The following is a 17,141-nucleotide window of genomic DNA, read 5'->3' as shown; positions in this document are numbered from 1 at the left end:
AATGGATCCACTGCGGGAGCCCTATCTTGCGGCCTAGCAAACTCTTGTAACTCGTCAAGCGAACTGAGCGACCACACGTCGTCGGTGTTGAGCTCGCGACCAAGCGCGTCCTCGAGAACCACAATCTGACAACTGGACAGCAGCGAAGTGTGCGAGCGCGGCTTGTTGGCGAACTCGAAACAGTGGTCGTAGGGGCGTCGCCAAGCGCTGCCCAAACACTCGCAGTTGTAGTTCACGTCAAAGGAAGCCGGTGGCCACTGCCAAAGGGGAGCAGGTGTGGTGGTGCCGGTGGAGCAAGCTGCGTGAGAAATGTGCCAAAAGAATTCAATGTTACGTGTGTTGCATCTGTGACTGATGTTGTTAAAGCGGTAGTGTGGCGCGCATGAGCCATGCACGTCGCCTTGTTACCGCCGCCGTTACTGCTGTAGCGGCCGTGGCACTGTCCGTATCCACCGCCGTTGCCATTCCGTCCACCGCACCTTCCGGTGTGGATGTCTCCGGAAATAACCACGCGTCCCTTCGCGGAATCGATTGGGATGCCGTGAAGTCTGATGGCCAGTCCTATGCCTTTGTCAAGGCCACTGAAGGCGTTGGGTTTGTTAACAATCACTTCGTACGCGATGCCAATGCTGCCGCAGCTGCTGGACTGAAGGTCGGTGCTTACCACTACGCGCGCCCGGCTGGTGACGCCAAGCAGCAGGCAGCCAGCTTCGCCTCCCAGATTGCACTGGTGCCGACGCAAACCCTGCCGCCGGTGCTCGATATTGAGGTCGATGAAGGCCTGAGCGCCAAGCAGCTGGAGGAGTGGATCGACACCTTCATGACTGAGCTGAAGTCCCTGACCGGCCGCACGCCGATGCTGTATACCTACAAGTACTTCTGGATGGGCCAGATGGGTAACTCCACGCGCTTCTCTGAGTACCCGCTGTGGTTGGCGGCCTACCAGGACACCGCGCCGGACCCGGTCGGTGGTTGGGACAAGCTGGCTTTCTGGCAGCGCTCCGGCAGCGGCCGCGTGGCCGGCATCGAGACCGATGTGGACATGAACCTTTTCAACGGCACTGAGGCCCAGCTGCACTCCTTCTCCGGCGGCAACTACATTGACTTCGGCGGAATCTTGGATGACCTGGTCATCCCGGGCGTTGACTTGGGCGACGACGCCGGCGTTTTGATTGCTGGAATCCTGGCCCTGGCAGCAGGTGCTGTAGCCCTGCCTGCCGTTGCTGATGCCGCCAAGGATGCGGGCCTGGACGTGGATCCGACCGGGCTTATCAAGCAGGCGGAGAAGCTGCTTAACGACGGCACTATCAGCGCCGATGACCTCAAGCGCATGTCCAACAATGACGCCAGCATTGGTGACTTGGCCATCTTCTTGGATAACGCACAGCACCTCCAGGACGTTGACGCCGATAACGTCAGCCAGCAGGATGTGGAGAACGCCGACCGTGCCGCGCGCAGCGCTGGTCACGCCGCGGGTGTAGCCATCCCGGCATTTGATTCCAAGCAGGTAGCGGACCTGCTCAATAGCCTTCGCTAATCCTCGGCGGTTGCGGCGGCGTCGCGGCGCGGAGTCGCGCCCTTCAAGAAGCGGCGGGTCCAAGACTCGTCGCGAAAGTGCGCGGGCACCGCACCGGAAAGCAGCGGTTTAGCAAGCGCGGCGGCTTGCGGGGAGCCGTCGACTGGCAGCTCGGTGTCTGAGCCGATGAGGATAATGTTGCCGTAGCGCCGCCCTTTAAGCATGGGAGGGTCGGCAATAACGGCGACGTGTGCAAAGACCTCCGCCATCCCAGCTAGTTCTACCTTCGCGCCCTGCAGGTCGGAGTGGTCACCGCAGTTGGCCACGTAGAGCCCGCCAGGCGACAAGGTGGCGCGGACGTGCTGGAAGAACTCTTGTGTGGTCAGCGGTTCCGGGGTTGTATCACCTGCGAAGACGTCGCGGATGATGACGTCGAAACGGTTCGGCGGGAAGCCCTCCGTCACCGCGCGTGCCTCGCCGGCGCGGATTTTCACGCGGGGAGCGGCAGGGATATCGGCCAGCTCGCGGATGAGCTCGGCCAGTTTCGCGTCGAGTTCGACGACGGTGTTGTGGGAATCCGGCCAGAGATCCGCGAAGTAGCGGGGGAGCGAGCAGCCACCGCCGCCTAGGTGGAGCAGGCGCTTGCCACGCGCAAGGTTCTCCACAGCTGCGGCAATCCAGCGCATGTACTCAAACTCCAGCGTGCGTGGCTCTTCGGGGATGAGGTGTGAGGAGGGCACGCCGTTAATGTTGAGGATGAAGGCGCCATCGCGGAAAGAGTCGGCTTCGACGACAAGCTCCCCCGTGGAAATCTCGTAGGTGCCCGCGATTGAATCTGTCTTGTTGCGCTTTCTTCCCATAATGCCTTTTAGCTTAGGGAATAGAGCGTGAGTTCAGTGTGTTGGGGTATGGGGTACACCGCGACTAGCCTAAGTGGACGAAAGAAAGAAGAAGGGGAAAGCATGCGAGTATTGGTAGCCATGTCCGGCGGCGTTGATTCCTCGGTCGCCGCGGCACGCGCGGTGGAGGCGGGCCACGATGTCATTGGTGTGCACCTGGCCCTGCACAAGGATGCGCAGCAGACCCGTGAGAAGGCACGCGGTTGCTGCTCCTTGGAGGATTCCGCCGATGCCCGCCGCATTTGCGACAAGCTCGGCATTCCTTTCTATGTGTGGGACTTCTCCGAGGAGTTCAAGGAAGCCGTCATCGGTGACTTCGTTGACTCCTATGCCCGCGGCGAGACCCCGAACCCCTGCCTGCGGTGCAACGAGAAGATCAAGTTCGCAGCCCTCCTGCGCAAGGGCATGGCGCTCGGCTTTGATGCGGTGGCCACGGGCCACTACGCCACTATCGACGATGATGGCTATATGCGCCGCTCCCTGGATGCGAATAAGGACCAGTCCTATGTGCTGGGTGTCATCACCAAGGAAGAGCTGGACCACTGCTTCTTCCCGATTGGTGATACCCCGAAGCCACAAATCCGCGAGGAGGCCAAGCGCCATGGCTTCTCCACGGCAGCCAAGCCGGATTCCTACGACATCTGCTTCATTCCGGACGGCAATACCCAGGCCTTTCTGGGGCGCTCGATTGGGCTGCGTCCAGGCATGATCGTGGACACCGAGGGTAACGAGCTCAAGGAACACGACGGCGCGTGGAACTATACCATCGGCCAGCGCAAGGGCCTCGACATCAAGACGCCGACTGCCGACGGCTCCCCGCGCTACGTCACCGACATCGACGCGGCCACCGGCACCGTCACCGTCGGATCGCGCGCAGACCTGGCCGTGACCCGAATCGAAGCCGACCGCTTGAAGTACCTGCACCCGGCTATGGAGGGCGACTTCGACTGCGAGGTACAGGTCCGCGCCCACGGTTCCGTCGTTCCCTGCCGCGCCCACGTGGACCGCGAGGCCGACCGCATGACGCTGGAGCTGAAGGAGCCTCTTTCCGGTGTGGCTCGTGGCCAGGCTGCCGTGCTCTACCTGCCGAGCCCGGACGAGCTGGGCGATATCGTGCTGGGCTCGGGCACCATCTGCGGGACGGCGTAGATGACGGGATTCGCCCTTGGCCCCATGCCCGGCACCTCCATGGCGGAGGCTGCGGACATCATCATGGGGGAGACCGAACTTCCTGCCATCCCGCAGCTGCCCGAGCGTGGCCTCGGTTCCGACGCGGTGGGCCGCACGGCCAGCATGCTGGAGGCTATCTCCATCGACCGCGGCCCGCGCTCGTGGCGCATGACGGCGCGCCCGCAGTTGCTGACTCGCCGCACGTGGGACCGCTTGGAACGTGACCTCGACGAGGTCCAGGAAGCCTGGGGCGAGACGGTGCCTCGCGTCAAGGTGCAAGCACTCGGTCCATGGACGCTTGCAGCGAGCATTGAGCTTTCCGACGGGCACCGCGTCCTCACCGATCGCGGCGCCTTTCACGAGCTCGCGGAGTCACTTCTCTATGGCGTCCGCGCCCACGCCGCGGATGTCGCGCGCCGCTTCAACGGGGAGGTCGTCGTCCAACTCGACGAGCCCCTGCTTGCCGACGTCATCGCCGGTCGCATCCCCGGCACCACCGACTTCGATACCATCCCGGCGGTTCCAGAGGAGGTCGCTCTTGAGCAGCTCCTTGTCTTCGAGGCCGACTACCTACACGCCCCGCCGCTGTGGTCGCTAGCGCCTGCAGCCTCGACCTTCCTCACGGATTTCCGTGGTCTGGAGACCCCGCGCCACCTGGATGGCCTGGGCGAGCACTTGAATGCCGGCCACCGCATCGGTCTGGGCATTGAAGGCTCCGATGCCCGCGCGGAGGCCATCGCGCTGGCCCGCCACCTTGACCGCATCGGCATGCCGCGCGACCTGCTCGTCGACCGTTTCGACGTCTATCCCGTCAAGGCCTCCGCCAGATCCCTGCGCTCGGTTACCGAGACCGCCGGCATCCTCACTCGCGATGCCGGTGACCTTTAGCTCACCCTCTAATCGACTCTCCCCAGGCTGTCCGTCGTGGTGAAATACGACTCCATATACGGGATGACGAACTGGAGCTGGCCATGGGCAGTGGCTTCGATGAGGTCGGCGTCGATAAGCCTTTGGCGTGTGGCCGACAGCGACCGCACCGTCCGTTCCTGGTGCGCCGCAATGTTCTTGATTTCTGCCGTGCCGTCCTCCATGACCGCGCTCATCGCCTCGAGGAAGAGGCGCTGGGCCGGTGGAAGCGAAAGGGTAGCGGGCTGGTGCACCTGGGCGCCCAAAACCGAGATAGCCTCGGCCGACACTGCCGCGACGTCACCCTCCTCGATGCGGCTTCCACCCTCGCGCTGTGCTGTGCCCCAAGCCAGTGAGCCCACCAGCTGCACCATGTAGGGGTAGCCGCGGGACAGCCGCACCGCGGCCGCTACTGCATCATCGGTGAACTCGAGGCCGGATTGTGAGGCGGTTTCGGTGAAGGCCACCTCGGCGTTCGCGGGGGAGAGCGGGCCCAGAACGAATTTCTGCGCGCGGCGCAGGAAAGTTACACCAGGCAGGTCTAACAGGCGGTTGACTCCCTGTGGAAGTCCTGCAGCGACAATGGCGACGTCGAGCTCATCGCGCACCAAGTCTTGGTAGGTCACGGCCAACGACGTGAGGTCCTCGGCGTCGGCGTCCTGGACCTCGTCGATGGTCAGCAGCACGCCAGTGCCTTCGAGCAGGCCTAAAAGCTCGCGCAGGCGGGTGTTGAGCGTGGGTTTATAGGCTTCCTCGGTGTTGTGTTGGATGCCGATGGTTGCCAAGCCGCCGATCCCCACGCGGTTGACCTTGCTCTTATCCGCCGGGGCCAGCTTGTCCATGATGCGTGGGATGGTGGTGTCAACGAGCTCGTCAACCATGGAGCTGCGGCCTGAGGCCCGCAGGGTAATCCACCCGCGGCTAGAGGCGATATCTTCGAGCTCGTTGAGGAGCACCGTCTTACCGATACCGCGGGCACCGCTGATGATGAGCGAGCGGCCCGGGCTGCCTGGTTGGGAGTCAAGCGCAGCCCGGAAGGTGTCGAGCACTGCCGTGCGCCCGACCCAAAAGAGTGGTGGAACGCCGAAGGTGGGGCGGAAGGGGTTTTCATGTGGGGACATAGCCTCATCCTAGAGCATTGGGAGATTTGGGAGACTTTTTAAACTCAGGAGATTTGGGAGACTTTTCTGAGGGTGTCGACTAGGGAGACCAACTATCTCTCTCGTCCTCTATGCGTCTCGTCCGGCGCGGATTGCGGCGACGACGTCGAAGTCTCCCTTCACATCGATAGGTGCACGCTGGGAGAGTTCGGTCGCCTTTTCTTCGATGGACTTTCTGTTAGCAGTGAATGGGGATGACGCGGCCATAGTGAGGATGTTGCGCACGTAGTCTTCGAGGGAAACACCAGCGGTAGCGGCGCGGTGCTGAAGAGTTGCGATGGTTGTACTGTCTACGTCCTGGATTTCAACGGTGCAGGTAGGGGAGGAGCTCATAGTGCTATCGTACGGGAGCTTCTTGACCAGCGTCTGCGTGGCTAGAAGGCTGCAAGGCCTGCCAAGCTACCGCGCCAATGTGCAGCGAGCAGGCTGCCACAAGGGCGTACCACCAGCCAAAATTCACTGAGGTGTGCCATGGCATGGCGTAGCCGATGAAGAGTATGGCGAGAATCGTAATCGCCGCGGTGACGATGTGATTTGCCGTGGAAAGGGGCTTTCGCAGGGCCTTCCATGCGGCCCAGAGCTCCGAAGCGGTGATGACGGCGAGCGCTACGGTGAGGAACATGCTTACTCCTTAAGATGCGAGCTCGTCGAATAGAGCTTGGGCAAGGTCTTCGGTACCGGCGAGGGAATCGTTGTTGGCGAAGGCGGCGCGCTTGGTCTCTGGTTCGATGATGAGCATCGTGGAATAGCCATAGGTACCGCCGTTGTGCCAGTACCCAGCATTGTTTTCGCTGGGAGGCTGCCAGCCGAAGTCGGTATCGCCGTTGTCCATGAACCACTCGGCGAACTTGGCCATGTCACTCGCCGTGGAACGGATCGCTCCCGCGGGTGCGGAGCCTTCCATCTCCCACGGCTCAGCGTGGCGGCCGGTGGGGGTTAGGCCGCGTGGAGCGTCGTCAGGCACAGAGCCCGGAGTCATGAGATAGGTCTCTGTCATGCCAGCTGGCTCGAAGATGCGTTCCTTGAGCATCTGCTCATAAGGTTGCCCGTCAACGGTCTCGAGCATGTGGCCCAAGAGTCCATAGCCAAGGTTTGAATAGGATTCTTCACCGCGGTCTTTTAGTTCGGCCTCCGTGGCGGCAGCCACGATGTCCTCAATGGTCTCACCTTCATAGGGATTCGAGCCGGTGACACCCGAGGCGAGATTGCTGAGGAGGCTCGCGCTCGCCAGTCGCGGTAGGCCAGAGGTGTGGTCGAGCAATTCTTGGACGGTGACGTCCGCGACGGGCGCATCGCCGACATTGAGGACCTCGCCCACAGTGGTGTCAGTTCTCAGCTTTTCCTCTTCGACGAGCTGGTGGGCCAGTTCGCCGGTGAACATCTTGGTCACGGAGCCGATTTCGACCTCCGTGTGCTCGTCGCTGCCCAGTCCCGCAAAGGTGACCTTGCCGTCCTGGAGGGTAAAAGCGGTGATGTTGTGGAAGCCGGACTCTGAGTGCTCTTCCAACTGGGCAGCTAAGGCTTCGTCACCAGTTTTGTCTTTTGCCAGAGCAATTCTTTGCGGCCCCGTGATGAGCAGGATGGCTGCAACGGCAATGGCAGCGATGACGGCTAGGGAAATTCTACGCATTAGTGGTCCTCGCTCGCGGTGATGATGGTGAGAAGGGGGATTACTCGGGCAGGGCGGATGGAATACTCGCCGCCAGACTTCGTGGTCCAGCCCGCATGGGTCAGCGCGCTCAAGTGGTGGTAGGCGGTGCCAGTTGAGGTGACGATGTCTTCTTCGACAAGCTCAGCGGCTGTCGCGGGTGCAGCGAGCAGGCGGCGCAGGATTTCGCCGCGGATGGGATGGGCAAGCGCGGAGAGTCGCTCGAGATTCTCCGCCCAGCTCTCATCGGTGACGAAGTTGGTGGGGCGCTGCCATTGGTAGGCATAAGTGCGCTTACCGACGTTTATGTTGCCGCCAAAGATGACGGAACCGTCGGGAAGCTGCTCGTTGGGTGCGAGGGCGTCGACCAACCAGTAGGTCGAGTCTTCTCCAGTGGTGGATGCGGGGCCGGCGTCGGTGGGCGTGGTGCGCCCCTCAAGCGCGGCGACGCGCGCTTCAAGTTCTGCGAGGCGTGCTTCGACTTTTGTGTCCATGGTTTCTAGAATTCCAGAAATCCAGAAACCTGGCAAGAGTTAGTTGGGGATTAGGTGCTGGGGTTAAGAAATCATCGGCCAAGCAGTGGAGACATCCGAGGCATCGCGCCCGCGTCCTTCCAGGTACTTCTTGAAGGACTCGCGGTCCTTGTACCACTCGACGGCCTGGTACTCCATGAGCTCGTTGGTATCCATCTGGGCTAGCTCGGGGAAGTGTTGACGCACTTGCTTCCAGGCGACGCGGGCGGCCGCGAGGGCGTCGGCAGTCGCCTCGTGTGCGTTGGTCAATTCCACGCCGTAGTGGGCGGAGACCTCCTCCAAGGTGCGCTTGCCTTTGCGCCACTTGTCCTTAACGCGGTCGATGACGAAAGGATCGAACACTGGGCCGTTTACTGTGAAGTCCCCGGTCAGCGCGCGCAGTACGGAGAGATCGTAGGCGGCGTTGTAGACGATGAGCGTGAGTCCCTCGTCCCAGGCCTGATAGATGGAATCGATCGTCTCCTTGAGCACCTCCTCGTGGGGGCGACCTTCCGCGCGGGCCTTCTCAGTAGTGATGCCGTGGATCTTGGCGGCTTCCTCGGGGATCTCCACGCCGGGGTCAGCGAGCATTTCCCGCTTGTCTACTTCGCGCCCGTCGATACGCACTAGGGCAGAGGTGACGATGCGGGCTTCTTTGGGCTTTACGGAGGTGGTCTCGAGGTCGAAGGAGAGCATGCGGGTGGCGTCGAAGTTCATGGACAACACTCTAGCGCCCGGCTCGGACACGCACTGTGGAAGTGCTGCAGAATGGCGATCCGAATCTTGCAGAATGACGATCCAACCCTTGTAGAATGACGGATGAATCATTGCAGAATGACCAACTGCAGGTAGAGTGCTATGTATGGAACGGTATATTAGGCGCGGCATGGAAGGTTTTGCCCGAGAAGCATTGACCTTCTCACCCGTTGTCCACGTCACGGGCGCACGGCAGGTTGGCAAATCGACGTTGACAAGGCATCTCGGCCTTGAACGTGCTGTGTATGTAACGCTGGATGATCCCGCTGCTCTCTCACTAGCGGAAGAGGATCCGACGACCTTTGTGCAGCAAGGTGGTGACGCAACGCTGATTATCGATGAGATTCAGCGGCTTCCCGAGCTCACGCTGCCGTTAAAGGCTGAGGTGGATAGGAACCGCCGGCCAGGTCGATTTATCATTACTGGTTCATCAGATTTTGCTCGGGGCGTGGGTCGGAAGGACTCTCTGGCAGGAAGAATTATTGATCTCCATTTAAACCCACTGAGCCAACAAGAGATTTGTGAAACGGTCAGTGACGGCGCCTTTGTAGATAGGCTCGATGAGCTCGTCGAATTGCCTGTGCGTTCGGTTCCTACGGAACAAGTAGATCGAGCTGGCTTGGTGGACAAAGTGCTCAAGGGCGGCTATCCGGTTGCATTAGAACTGCAAGATCGGATGCGCCGAGCTTGGTTCGAGTCTTATGTTTCACACGTGACGGTGATTGAAGAAACCCTATCCCGGGAAAGCGCACAGCCGGGGAGGCTGCAATCGCTGTTGCGTCTACTCGCAGCGCATCAGGCAGGGGAGTTGGTTCCGGCGAAACTCGCGCGTGAAGCGGAAATCCCAGCGTCTACTGTTCGCTCCTACCTTGATACTTTGTCAAGGCTGTTCCTTTCCTCGCAAGTGAAAGCGTGGAAATCAAATTTGACGTCGAGAGAGATCTCCAAGCCTAAAAGCTGGGTCACTGACTCCGGTTTGGCTTCCTGGTTAGCAGGGCAAACCCGAGACATGCTCATGAATCCTCTGGTGCAGTCGCACCTAGGGCATTTGGTCGAAGGGTTTGTTCTTCAAGAGCTTTCTGCCCAGCAGGGTTGGGCAGAAAACCAGCATCAGCTTCTTCACTGGCGTGATAGCACCGGGATGGAAGCAGACGTTGTGATCGAATTCGCGGACAATAGCATCGCTGCGCTTGAGATTAAATCCGGTGCGACAGTCAAGGCAGGGCAGGTTCGGCATTTGCGTGCACTGAGCGAGAAACTAGGGCCGCGTTTCCGTGGAGGATTTGTCTTGGCTCCGATTCCCTATGTGCAGCCCTTGGGGGACAAACTATGTGCGTTACCGATGTCATTTTTGTGGCGTGGATAGGCCGTTTGGCCAGGTACATGCTGTGTCCGGTAGCCCCGCTACACTGGTGACTCGTGAGTGATGCAGTAGATATCCAACGCGAATGGTCCGAGCTTGCCCAGGAAGTGCGCAAGCACCGTGAGCTGTACTACAACGGCGAGCCGTCAATCCCGGATGCGGACTTTGACGCCCTTTTTCAGCGCTTGTTGACCCTGGAAGCAGAGCACCCGGAGCTTCAAACTCCGGATTCGCCTACCCAGCAGGTCGGTGCCGCGCCGGAAGGTGCCGTTGACATCGAGCATCTGGAGCGCCTGTACAGCTTGGACAACGTCTTCAGTGCGGATGAGCTGCAGGACTGGCTGGACCGTACCCCGGCAAAGGCCTACCTCACTGAGCTGAAGATCGACGGTCTGTCCATTGACTTGGTCTACCGCGACGGCAAGCTCGCCACGGCCGCCACGCGTGGTGATGGTCGCGTCGGTGAGGACATCACTGCCAACGCACGTGTTATCCCCGACATCCCTCATGAGTTGGCGGGCAGCGAAGAATACCCGGTTCCCTCCCTGGTAGAGGTCCGCGGCGAGGTGTACATGCGCCCGGATGAATTTGAGGAGATTAACTCCGCACGCCGCGAGGATGGCAAGCCGACCTTTGCCAACCCCCGCAACGCGGCGGCGGGTGGGCTGCGCATGAAGGACCCGGAGGACGTCAAGAAGCGTCGGCTCCACATGGTCTGCCACGGCATCGGCGCGCGCGAGGGCTTCCAGCCCGCCTCGCAGCACGATGCCTACAAGGCCCTCGAGGCCTGGGGATTCCCGGTGTCGCCCTATACCCAGCGAGTCACCACCGCCAAGGAGGTTCAGGAGCGCGTGACCTACTGGGAGGAGCACCGCCACGACGCCTACTTTGAGATGGACGGTCTCGTCATCAAGGTCGATGATCTGGCCATCCAGCGCGCCTTGGGTGCGACTTCGCGCGCGCCGCGCTGGGCTATTGCCTATAAATACCCGCCGGAGGAGGTCACCACCAAGCTGCTCAACATCGAGGTAGGTGTGGGACGTACCGGGCGCGTGACGCCTTTCGCCATCATGGAACCAGTCTTTGTCTCCGGCTCGACGGTCTCCATGGCCACCCTGCATAACCAATTCGAGGTCAAGAACAAGAATGTCCTCATTGGGGATACCATCATCATCCGCAAGGCCGGAGAGATCATCCCCGAGGTCCTCGGCCCCGTTCTGGATAAGCGCGATGGCAGCGAGACCGAATGGGTCTTTCCGGAGAACTGCCCTGCCTGCGGCACGAAGCTGGCTCCGCAGAAGGAAGGCGACCAGGACTGGCGCTGCCCCAATACCCGCAGCTGCCCAGCGCAGCTGGCGGCGCGTCTGGAGTATTTGGCCTCCCGCAAGGCACTCGACATTGGTGAGCTGGGAGAGAAGGCAGCCACAGATCTGATTTCTTCCGGTGTGCTCGTGGACGAGGCGGAACTCTTTGACCTCGATGAAGACGCCCTCCTCAAATCTTCGGTTTATACCACTCAGAAGGGCGCGCTCAACGCCTCTGGTAAAAAGCTGCTGGAGAACCTCAAGACGGCCCGCCAAGCCGAGTTCTGGCGAGTGCTCGTAGCGCTGTCCATTCGCCACGTCGGCCCCATTGCGGCGCGTGCGCTAGTCGCCCGCTTCGGCTCCATGGAGGCGCTGCGCGCGGCTTCGGTGGAGGAGCTGGCGGATACCGACGGCGTGGGCAGCATCATCGCGGAATCCTTCAAGCAGTGGTTCGAGGTGGATTGGCACGACAACATCGTGCAGAAGTGGACCGCGGCCGGGGTCACCATGGCGGAGGAAGTCAGCGATAAACCAGCGCAGACGCTTGAAGGAATTACCGTGGTAGTGACCGGCACCTTGGAGAACTTCACTCGTGATTCGGCCAAGGAGGCCATTATCACCCGCGGCGGAAAGGCATCCGGTTCGGTGTCGAAGAAGACCAACTACGTCGTCGTAGGAGAAAACGCCGGTTCAAAGGAACAGAAGGCCCGCGACCTTGGCTTGACCATCTTGGATGAGGAGGGCTTCAACCGACTCCTTGAAACGGGCGAGGCATGAAGTTAGCCGCCTTCGACCTGGACGGCACTATCTACTTTGATGGGCACATGCCCGAGGACGTGCCGGAGGCGATTGCCGGTTGGCGCGCTGCGGGCAACCTTGCCGTCGTGGCCACGGGGAAGTCTCCCTATTCGGCCCGCCGAGCCCTCGAGCCTTTTGGCGTTGACTTCGACTACTACCTGCTCTGCAACGGCACGGTCATCACGGATGGTTCCTATGAGCTGCTCTATGAAAGCCACGTGCCGCCCGAGGTAGTCCGCGCTGTGTATGAGCGGGTTCGTGATATTCCGAAGCTCGACTTGTATTGCACGCGCCTGGAAGGCCCAGACGGTCACCTCGTCCGCAACGTAGGGGGCGTGCACAATCCCATCATCAGCGAGCCAGTGCCGGTAGCGCCCGAGCGCATCGAGAAGGAGGCCTTTCCCCTCGTTGCCGCCTGGACGCCGGGTAACCCGGAGCTACAGAAAGAGATTGCCCAGTGGGGCACCGACCGTTTTCCCGTCGGGACCGCGATGAACCGCAACTTCTTCGACATTACGCCGCCCGGTCACGACAAGGGTTTTGCCTTGACCTGGCTCCTTCGTCTCCTGGAAGTTGAGCGTTCCGAGATCGAGCTCATCACCTTCGGGGACGGCCACAATGACCTGCCCATGCATGCGCTTGCCGACGTCTCCCTGACCTTCCCCTGGGCGCAACCCGACATCCAGGAGGCGTGCACCGCGGTGGTGGACTCGGCCGTGAAAGGTCTAATACACTACGGGGCATGAAGATTGCGGCTTTGGACATGGATGGAACCGTTTACGTCAACGAAGACATAACTGAGGCCGTAAAGGAAGCCATCGCTGCGTGGCGGGCCGCTGGCAACCTCGCCATCTCCGCGACGGGCAAGTCCATCGCCAATGCACGCAACACCCTTGAGCCATTCGGCGTGGAGCTGGATTACCACGTGCTCTACAACGGCACCGTCATCACGGACGGCGATTACTCGATCCTCCACGAGGAGCACTTGCCCAGCGATATCGTCCAAGCCGTCATCGACCGTTTCACTGGGCTGCCGTTGAATATCTACCTCACAGGCTTGTCTGGAGCAGACCAGGTGGTGTGGGATGGGCTGGCTGGCCGGGAATCCTTGATGGTGGCGAATACGGAAGTGATGGATCCGGGGGACGTCGCCAAGCGCAGCACCGTTCTCATGTCCCTGTGGATTCCAGGCAACGCTGAGCTGCGCCGCGAGGTCGACGAGTGGGTCCGCGCGAACTGTGCAGTCGAGTCCTCGTTCAACTGCGACTTTTACGACATCATGCCGCCCGGGCACAACAAGGGCGAGGGCTTGACGCGGTTGCTTGGCCACCTCGGTCACGAAGGAGCTGAACTCTACACCTTCGGCGATAGCTTTAACGATCTCTCGATGCACTCCATCGCCACCGAGTCCTTCACGTTCCCGGGAACGCAGATTACCGACGAGGTGGACCACGTGGTTCCTGACGTCGCCGCGGGACTCAACGCATTGCTAACTAGGTGAGGAAGGCGCCCAAGATAGCGCCCAAGTCACCCAAGTGCTCGACCTCGGAGGCAAGGTAGTCCGGTCCGCCGACGCGGCCCATGACGACGACATACTTCGTGCCCACGAGGGGAGCGGCAGCCAGCGCGGATTCGATCAGCGTCCACGACTCAGGAATCCACGTGTCCTTCTCCGGATTGAGCACGCGCGCCGAGGTGATGTTGAGGTCGGTGGGGATCGAGCCGTCGTCGGCAGGCGCGGCGTCGGAGGCAGCAATGCGGCTGATCTTGTCGTCATTAGCAATGACGATGGCCCAATTGGAGGTCAGCGCCTTCGGGATTGCTGCACACACCTCCTTCATCGCGGCGGTGACGTTGCGTTGCGAAGCCACCTTAGCCAGCACGTGGATCTGCCCACGGCGGTCAACGCGTCCACTGAAGGGGCGGATGGAGTCAACTTCTACGCCCTCCACGGTCTGTGCAGCGGTGATGATCTCATCAGCCATGGTGGACTGGGGGAGATCGAGGACGATGTCATCCATGACCGTGCCGTCCGGGAAATTCTCCACGATATCCACGGAACGAATATCGGCCTCGATGCTGCCCATCGCGTTGGCGAGGAGGCCAAGGCTGCCGGGAGTGTCAGGGAGTAGGACACGGACGAGATACGACATATCGTTCTTTCTGGGGGAAGATGACTAGGTAGGGAAATCGCTGATGCGAATAGTTTGTACAACTTGATCGATGGTACCCAACGTATCGAATACTATTCAATAGCTTCAGTGGTGTGTAGGGGGAGGAGTGGTGGTGGCGTGGCACCAGCCGTGCAGTACCATGGGTGCTTAGCTATCAACCGTCTCAATGAATAAAAGGATGGAGTTCGCGTGTCTGATATTTCGCGTGACGAGGTCGCGCACCTGGCAAAGCTGTCGCGATTGGCCCTGAGCGAGGAAGAACTAAAACAGTTCGCCGCGCAGATCGACGAGATCGTGGACTCGGTGTCCGCGGTTGGCAAGGTCGAGGCTGAAGGTGTGGAGCCGATGTCGCACCCGCACTCCGTTAACGCCCCGATGCGTGAGGATGTCATCGTGCGCACCCTCACCGCTGAGCAGGCTCTGGATCAGGCGCCCGCGACCGAGGATGACCGCTTCATGGTTCCGCAGATTCTGGGTGGAGGAGACGAATAAGAATGGCACAATTCATTGCGCCCACCGAGGGCATTACCGCACTGACCGCCGCCGAGCTGGCTGAGAAGATTCACTCCCGCGAGCTCACCTCCCGCGAAGTAACTCAGGCCTTCCTGGACCGAATCGCGGAGACCGATGGTGAACTCAACGCCTTCCTGCACGTTGGTGCTGAGGAAGCGCTGGCGGCTGCCGACGCCGTCGATAAGTCCCTCGACGCCGGCGAAGAACCAGCCTCTGCCCTGGCTGGCGTGCCGCTGGCGCTCAAGGACCTGCTGGTGACTACCGACGCCCCCACAACCGCCGCCTCCAAGATGCTGGAAGGTTGGGTCTCACCCTATGACGCCACGCTGGTGACCAAGCTGCGCGAGGCCGGTATTCCGATCCTGGGTAAGACGAACCTCGATGAGTTCGCGATGGGCTCCTCCAACGAGAACTCCGCTTATGGTCCGGCCCACAATCCGTATGACACCGAGCGCACTCCGGGCGGCTCCGGTGGTGGTACCGCGGCAGCCCTTGCTTCTGGTCAGGCTCCGCTGGGTATCGGTACCGACACCGGTGGCTCTATTCGCCAGCCGGCCGCTCTGACGAACACCGTGGGCGTAAAGCCGACCTATGGCACGGTGTCTCGCTACGGCCTCATCGCCGCTGCAAGCTCCCTGGACCAGGCTGGTCCGACCGCCCGCACGGTCCTGGATACCGCACTGCTGCACGAAATCATTGCCGGCCACGACTCCTTCGACGCCACCTCCGTGGACAAGCCGGTCGCGCCGGTAGTCGCCGCTGCCAAGGAGGGCGCTAACGGCGATTTGTCCGGTGTGAAGGTTGGCCTGATCAAGCAATTCGAGCGCGATGGCTGGCAGCCGGGCGTGATGGAGGCGTACCATGCAGCCGTTGAGCAGCTGAAGTCTCAGGGCGCAGAGATCGTTGAGGTCGACTGCCCGCACTTCGATGACGCTCTCGCTGCCTACTACCTCATCATGCCGTGTGAGGTCTCCTCCAACCTGGCCCGCTTCGACGGCATGCGCTACGGCCTGCGCGTGGGTGATGATGGAACCCACTCTGCGGAAGAGGTCATGTCCCTGTCCCGCGCGGCTGGCTTCGGCCCCGAGGTCAAGCGCCGCATCATGCTGGGTACCTACGCCCTGTCCGTCGGCTACTATGACGCCTACTACCTCCAAGCGCAGCGTGTTCGCACCCTCATTGCACAGGACTTTGAGCGTGCCTTCGAGCAGGTCGATGTCCTCGTTTCTCCGACCACCCCGACCACAGCCTTCAAGCTGGGCGAGAAGGTCGAGGACCCGATGGAGATGTACAACTTCGACCTGTGCACCCTGCCGTTGAACCTCGCCGGCGTGTGCGGCATGTCCGTTCCTTCCGGAATGGCATCCGACACCAACTTGCCCACCGGCCTGCAGATCATGGCACCGGCATTTAAGGATGACCGCCTGTACAAGGTCGGCGCCGCCTACGAAGCAGGGCGCAAGTAGTAGACACACTTCGGGCCAGCCCGTAGTGCGCATGAGCCGGGGTCTTTCACTGACGTGGGAGGCCGCCGGCCTTCGTCGTTTTATTCGACGGTGTGGGTTCGTTGGTTCGTAGTCTTTCTCTTTTCCTTTCGGTTTCCTTGGTCGGGTTTCGTCGTTTGAAACGACGAGTCTGGGTTCAGCCTCCGCGGAGTGTGTCTGAGTTCTTCGTCGTCTGGAACGACGGGGTTTAGAAGGGGATGTCGTCGGTGCCGGCATCAGCGTTGGTCTTGCTCTCATCCTTGGCTTCGGCTTCTGCTTTGGCTTGGGCTTGTTGTTGTGCGTAGTCGTCGAGTTCTTGTTTTAAGTGTTGGGCTTCCTCGCGTACGCGTTTTCTGGTGGCGGTGATGTGTTGGGCTACTGTTTGTGCCCACCGTTTCTGTTTTGGTGCTAGCGGCCCGTCGGCTTCGGTGATAGTCCAAGTACCGTCTTCATATAGCCAGATGACATCCCCGCTATACGGGTCCAGCAGGTATTTGAGGCTGCCATCGGTTTTCATGTTGTGATGACCCTGGCATAAACACGCCAGGTTCTTCGGATGGGTCGGGCCGCCTTCAGCCCAGTTATGCCGGTGATCCAACTGGCTAAGGAAAGCTGGTTTGCCACAGCCGCCAACCCGGCAGGTACCGTCACGGCCTTCGACATGTTTGCGCATGATGACTCCTGGTTGGTAGCCATCGGCTTCGGCGACGTCACCGGTTAAATCCCGGGTCTTATCATGCGGCATGGGCTTAGCCCGCCAGCCGAAGCCTTCAATAAAGGTTGGTGCATTCTCAATGTCGCAGGCTTGGTAGGTGTGTAGCACCACGGTAGCTGGTGGCTTAGTCTCACCGGAGAGCAGTTTTATGACTGCCTCCGGGAGGGTGATGTCTTCCTTGGCGGCGGTGTGGTGGATGAAGGCATCGAGTTTAATGCCGGTG

18 protein-coding genes are annotated in these 17,141 nt (G+C 60.8%); 9 read left to right on the top strand and 9 right to left on the bottom strand.

The genetic code is table 11. The annotated features are described in order from the left end of the window. The first annotated feature begins 382 nt into the window (after positions 1-382). Positions 383-1,537: a glycoside hydrolase family 25 protein gene (locus HMPREF2537_RS10480; protein ID WP_070529493.1), complete on the top strand. Its 1,155-nt coding sequence runs from the start codon at positions 383-385 to the stop codon at positions 1,535-1,537. Here HMPREF2537_RS10480 and HMPREF2537_RS10475 read toward each other — a convergent pair. Further along, entirely contained in the window at positions 1,534-2,376 is an 843-nt protein-coding gene (locus HMPREF2537_RS10475) for a spermidine synthase (protein WP_070528689.1), read from the bottom strand. The genes HMPREF2537_RS10480 and HMPREF2537_RS10475 overlap by 4 nt on opposite strands. Positions 2,377-2,478: 102 nt before the next feature. Here HMPREF2537_RS10475 and mnmA point away from each other — a divergent pair, with 102 nt between their 5' ends. Both mnmA and HMPREF2537_RS10465 read left to right on the top strand, forming a co-directional pair. Next, entirely contained in the window at positions 2,479-3,564 is a 1,086-nt protein-coding gene (mnmA, locus tag HMPREF2537_RS10470; RefSeq protein WP_070528686.1) for a tRNA 2-thiouridine(34) synthase MnmA, read from the top strand. Beyond that, positions 3,565-4,473: a uroporphyrinogen decarboxylase/cobalamine-independent methonine synthase family protein gene (locus tag HMPREF2537_RS10465; protein ID WP_070528684.1), complete on the top strand. Its 909-nt coding sequence runs from the start codon at positions 3,565-3,567 to the stop codon at positions 4,471-4,473. A gap of 8 nt (positions 4,474-4,481) precedes the next feature. On the opposite strand, the gene HMPREF2537_RS10460 is transcribed toward HMPREF2537_RS10465, so the two are convergent. The 6 genes from HMPREF2537_RS10460 to HMPREF2537_RS10435 all read right to left on the bottom strand — a co-directional run bounded on the left by HMPREF2537_RS10460 (position 4,482) and on the right by HMPREF2537_RS10435 (position 8,528). After that, the gene (locus HMPREF2537_RS10460; protein WP_070528682.1) at positions 4,482-5,612 is read right to left on the bottom strand and encodes an ATP-binding protein; all 1,131 of its coding nucleotides are present in this window, start codon (positions 5,610-5,612) and stop codon (positions 4,482-4,484) included. Positions 5,613-5,720: 108 nt separating this feature from the next. Beyond that, positions 5,721-5,984 carry a FitA-like ribbon-helix-helix domain-containing protein gene (locus tag HMPREF2537_RS10455; protein ID WP_070528679.1) on the bottom strand — a complete coding sequence of 88 codons (264 nt, stop codon included), beginning with the start codon at positions 5,982-5,984 and terminating at the stop codon, positions 5,721-5,723. Between the two features lie 4 nt (positions 5,985-5,988). Continuing rightward, a complete protein-coding gene (locus HMPREF2537_RS10450) occupies positions 5,989-6,273 on the bottom strand; it encodes a hypothetical protein (protein ID WP_070528676.1) in 285 nt (94 codons plus the stop codon). Positions 6,274-6,282: 9 nt separating this feature from the next. Continuing rightward, complete coding sequence (locus HMPREF2537_RS10445; protein ID WP_070528672.1) at positions 6,283-7,281, bottom strand: serine hydrolase domain-containing protein; 999 nt, start codon at positions 7,279-7,281, stop codon at positions 6,283-6,285. Continuing rightward, positions 7,281-7,793: an ArsR/SmtB family transcription factor gene (locus tag HMPREF2537_RS10440; RefSeq protein WP_070528669.1), complete on the bottom strand. Its 513-nt coding sequence runs from the start codon at positions 7,791-7,793 to the stop codon at positions 7,281-7,283. Before HMPREF2537_RS10440 ends, HMPREF2537_RS10445 begins: the two co-directional genes overlap by 1 nt. A gap of 63 nt (positions 7,794-7,856) precedes the next feature. Beyond that, on the bottom strand, positions 7,857-8,528 hold the full coding sequence (locus HMPREF2537_RS10435) for a 3'-5' exonuclease (protein WP_070528666.1): 672 nt from the start codon (positions 8,526-8,528) through the stop codon (positions 7,857-7,859). Between the two features lie 145 nt (positions 8,529-8,673). On the opposite strand from HMPREF2537_RS10435, the gene HMPREF2537_RS10430 reads away from it, so the two are divergent. The 4 genes from HMPREF2537_RS10430 to HMPREF2537_RS10415 are packed head-to-tail and all read left to right on the top strand — an operon-like array spanning position 8,674 to position 13,533. Continuing rightward, positions 8,674-9,933 carry an ATP-binding protein gene (locus HMPREF2537_RS10430; protein ID WP_070528664.1) on the top strand — a complete coding sequence of 420 codons (1,260 nt, stop codon included), beginning with the start codon at positions 8,674-8,676 and terminating at the stop codon, positions 9,931-9,933. Between the two features lie 53 nt (positions 9,934-9,986). Next, the gene (gene ligA / locus HMPREF2537_RS10425) at positions 9,987-12,011 is read left to right on the top strand and encodes an NAD-dependent DNA ligase LigA (RefSeq protein ID WP_070528661.1); all 2,025 of its coding nucleotides are present in this window, start codon (positions 9,987-9,989) and stop codon (positions 12,009-12,011) included. Beyond that, entirely contained in the window at positions 12,008-12,778 is a 771-nt protein-coding gene (locus HMPREF2537_RS10420; protein WP_070528658.1) for an HAD family hydrolase, read from the top strand. The genes ligA and HMPREF2537_RS10420 overlap by 4 nt, the downstream gene beginning before the upstream one ends. Beyond that, complete coding sequence (locus HMPREF2537_RS10415) at positions 12,775-13,533, top strand: HAD family hydrolase (RefSeq protein ID WP_070528651.1); 759 nt, start codon at positions 12,775-12,777, stop codon at positions 13,531-13,533. Before HMPREF2537_RS10420 ends, HMPREF2537_RS10415 begins: the two co-directional genes overlap by 4 nt. On the opposite strand, the gene HMPREF2537_RS10410 is transcribed toward HMPREF2537_RS10415, so the two are convergent. Then, entirely contained in the window at positions 13,526-14,185 is a 660-nt protein-coding gene (locus HMPREF2537_RS10410) for an ACT domain-containing protein (protein WP_046649342.1), read from the bottom strand. The genes HMPREF2537_RS10415 and HMPREF2537_RS10410 overlap by 8 nt on opposite strands. Before the next feature lie 210 nt (positions 14,186-14,395). Here HMPREF2537_RS10410 and gatC point away from each other — a divergent pair, with 210 nt between their 5' ends. Beyond that, complete coding sequence (gene gatC / locus HMPREF2537_RS10405) at positions 14,396-14,698, top strand: Asp-tRNA(Asn)/Glu-tRNA(Gln) amidotransferase subunit GatC (RefSeq protein ID WP_046649343.1); 303 nt, start codon at positions 14,396-14,398, stop codon at positions 14,696-14,698. Positions 14,699-14,700: 2 nt separating this feature from the next. Beyond that, positions 14,701-16,185 carry an Asp-tRNA(Asn)/Glu-tRNA(Gln) amidotransferase subunit GatA gene (gene gatA, locus HMPREF2537_RS10400; RefSeq protein WP_070511620.1) on the top strand — a complete coding sequence of 495 codons (1,485 nt, stop codon included), beginning with the start codon at positions 14,701-14,703 and terminating at the stop codon, positions 16,183-16,185. Positions 16,186-16,411: 226 nt separating this feature from the next. Here the strand turns inward: gatA and HMPREF2537_RS10395 are convergent. Beyond that, positions 16,412-17,141 (bottom strand): HNH endonuclease signature motif containing protein (locus HMPREF2537_RS10395; protein WP_148138152.1); only part of this gene is annotated, 730 nt, incomplete at its 5' end.

This window comes from Corynebacterium sp. HMSC074E01 (assembly GCF_001808885.1).
Taxonomy (GTDB): Bacteria; Actinomycetota; Actinomycetes; order Mycobacteriales; family Mycobacteriaceae; genus Corynebacterium.
Note: the sequence above shows the minus strand (reverse complement) of the source record. Positions and strands in the feature narration are given on the sequence as shown.